This window comes from Stenotrophomonas bentonitica (assembly GCF_002887735.1).
Lineage (GTDB): Bacteria > Pseudomonadota > Gammaproteobacteria > Xanthomonadales > Xanthomonadaceae > Stenotrophomonas > Stenotrophomonas bentonitica_A.
Window position 1 is genome coordinate 1 of the sequence record NZ_PKQP01000026.1, and the last position, 2,748, is coordinate 2,748.

Sequence of the window (2,748 nt, forward strand, 5' to 3'; positions counted from 1 at the left end):
AACCAAAGGATTATGAGGCCTCTACAGGGCTTCCATGACCTTCCATGACCGGCCCCATTTTAAGCTAAGTGGTTGATTTTCTCAGGCTATGCGACCACCTGCGCCCATCATCGTCCACCTCTTTCCACGGACAAACGGTCACCGAGCGGTCACCAATGGGCGCAATGAAGGGAATGCTTACAGCGAAGGGGCTCGCCGCTCTGCCGGCGGGCGAATGGGCCTCCGATCCGGCCCCGCGCGGAGCGGGCTGCCTGGACGTTCGCAAGCTGGCAGGTGGGCAGCTGCGGTTCTACTACCGATATACCAAGGCCAACGGCCAGCGGGACCGCCTGCTGATCGGCACCGGTCTGGCACTGACCGCGGCACGCGAGTCAGCGGCGGCGTTGTCCCGCCGGTATCAAGCCGGCGAACGGGATCTGCGCGACGCGATCGCAGCCGAGGCCGCTGCAGCGGAACGAGCGAAGATCGACGCCTTGGCCGAGTCGACGCGCCGCTCCGGAGCAACCCTGGGCGCGCTGATGATGGCCTACGCCAAGAGCTTGGAGGATGCCGGCAAGGTCTCCGCCGCAGCAACTCGCGCTGCCATCAGGCGCCACATTGAGGAACCGTGGCCGGCCCTATGGGCGCGCCCAGCTTCTGAGCTCGAGTTAGATGATCTGCTCCCAATCCTGTCTCGCATGGTGCGCGGCAAGAAGCTGCGCGAGGGCGGCAAGATCCGTTCGTACCTGCGCGCGGCCTATGCGGCGGCGATCGCGGCAAAGCAGGATGCCGCCGCCCCTGACGCACTTCGCGCCCTCAACGTGTCCAGGAATCCTGCGCGCGACCTTGCGACCCTGGACAGTGGGCAGCCGCGCGACCGGGTGCTTTCGGTGGCGGAGCTTCGCGCGTACTGGCGGAGGATCGAGGCCATGCCCGGACGGCAGGGCGCGCTCCTGCGCTTCCACCTGCTGACCGGCGGCCAGCGCATCGCACAGCTGATCCGGTTGCGGTGGTCAGATCACGCTCACGACGCCGACACCGGTACCGCGTCCGTGCGCCTGCTCGACATCAAGGGCCGGCGCCGGCTCCCCAGAGTGCATCTGGTTCCCTTGCTGCCACGGATGGCCGTGGATCTCGCCACCCTGCGCGGCGATGGTGACGGGCCACACCTGTTCTCGCTCACTGCCGGGACGACGCCCGCCACCTATGACGAGTTGCGAGGAATCATGGACCCGGTCGTGGCAAACATGGTGACCGCGGGTGAGCTGGCATCACCATGCACGCCGGGTGACCTGCGCCGCACGGTAGAGACGCGGCTTGCCGCGCTGGGAATGTCCGAGGAAGTACGTGGCCACCTACAATCCCACGGCCTGAGCGGCGTCCAGAAGCGGCATTACAACTTCTTCGAGTACGACGCAGAGAAGCGCGCCGCTGTGGAGGCGCTGTTCGAACTCCTCACCGGTGCAGGCGCAACTGTTGTGCCGATGCGAAAAGGACTGGGTCGCTAGAACGCCTCTTGGAGTTGCCGGCGCGGCGATGGCGTAAGCGGCGGCGGAGGTGACACGGGCAGCGGCGGCGGTTCGGGAGCGATGAAAGCGGGTGCCGAATCAAATGCACCGGCGAAATCACTCTGGGGCCCTAACGCGTCCATAGGTGAAGCAGCTTGGCACTGGAAAACCCATCGCCAAGACGCCCACAAGACGCACAGCGCCCCTCGTTCATGGCGACGGCTCAGTTTCCTGCTTGGGCAACCCCTTGCGGATTGAGAAAACACGCTGTAGTTGGCGAAGGGAATCGGACCCTCGTCAGCAGCTTGGGAAGCTCGTGATTATTTCCGTTAAATCAGAAACTTAGGCAGGCTATTCGCTCCGCAATCGAGATTTACGACCGCTTGTTTTCACCGAGAAAGAACCCCGGGCAGCGACGATTGCGGAGCGCCATTGCCGCCCCGCCAGAGTTAGGGCAGCACATGGATTTCCTTGGTCCACGTGGGTGTCACGTCGCCTTTTTCATACACCTGCAGGGTGACTGGACCGGGACGCCCGAAGTGCATGTCTAGCTCGGCCGGCCCGCCTCTTGCAGTGAAGGTCTGCACCGGACCGGTTGCGGGATTTCCCGCGCTGTAGCGGTTACCTCTCCAGTTGAGAGGGCCAGGCGCCAGCGAGTAGAACCACCCGCCCATGCTCGGAACTGATGGCATCGGCATTTGTCCCACAGGAGGTGCGGGCTCAGGTTCCCCCTGAATTACCACTACCAAGCTGGTGTCATCGGGCACGACCGCACTCAATGCAACATGTTGCCCCTGCTTGATCTGGACAACTCCGGGCGCAAGAAGGTTGGGGCCTGCTTCGCCCTGCACCGGGTACTTAATCTTCTTGAAGCGCCGCATCTTTCGCGCCAGAAACAAGCAAGCACCAGCGACACCGCCGACCAAGCCAATCACATGCACACCGGCCTGGAGCCAATCCATTACCTTCCAATTTGCGATCTCGCCTTCCATAGCACCTTCCGTGACCTAGAACCCATTGTGGCTGACGGACCGGCTCCGCGCTGGCCAGATCGTCTGGCTACTGGCTGGCCAGCGCAAAAAATCAGTAGACTTTCTCTACAACGATAAGAATGGGTCGGGTGTGGAGCGCGTCAGAGTAGGTGACCGTCGCATCCACTTCGGCACTAGGCTTGTAAGTTACTTTCGCCACATCACGCGAATCGGCGAAAACTACGCGCGTTCGATTATCAACGACCTGCGGGATAGTTCCAGCCCAGCCG

2 protein-coding genes are annotated in these 2,748 nt (G+C 62.9%); one reads left to right on the plus strand and one right to left on the minus strand.

Features of this window, described 5'->3' with window-relative positions; translation table 11 throughout:
• Positions 1 to 164 precede the first annotated feature (164 nt).
• On the plus strand, positions 165 to 1,487 hold the full coding sequence (locus C0R07_RS19595; protein WP_146027651.1) for an integrase: 1,323 nt from the start codon (positions 165 to 167) through the stop codon (positions 1,485 to 1,487).
• 449 nt (positions 1,488 to 1,936) lie between these two features.
• Here C0R07_RS19595 and C0R07_RS19600 read toward each other — a convergent pair whose 3' ends face one another.
• On the minus strand, positions 1,937 to 2,479 hold the full coding sequence (locus C0R07_RS19600) for a hypothetical protein (RefSeq protein ID WP_102789693.1): 543 nt from the start codon (positions 2,477 to 2,479) through the stop codon (positions 1,937 to 1,939).
• Positions 2,480 to 2,748 lie beyond the last annotated feature (269 nt).

Excerpts from the sequence above, each read along its gene's own strand:
- C0R07_RS19595 (WP_146027651.1), top strand. The coding sequence starts at position 165 with ATGAAGGGAATGCTTACAGCGAAGGGGCTCGCCGCTCTGCCGGCGGGC.
- C0R07_RS19600 (WP_102789693.1), bottom strand. The coding sequence starts at position 2,479 with ATGGAAGGCGAGATCGCAAATTGGAAGGTAATGGATTGGCTCCAGGCC.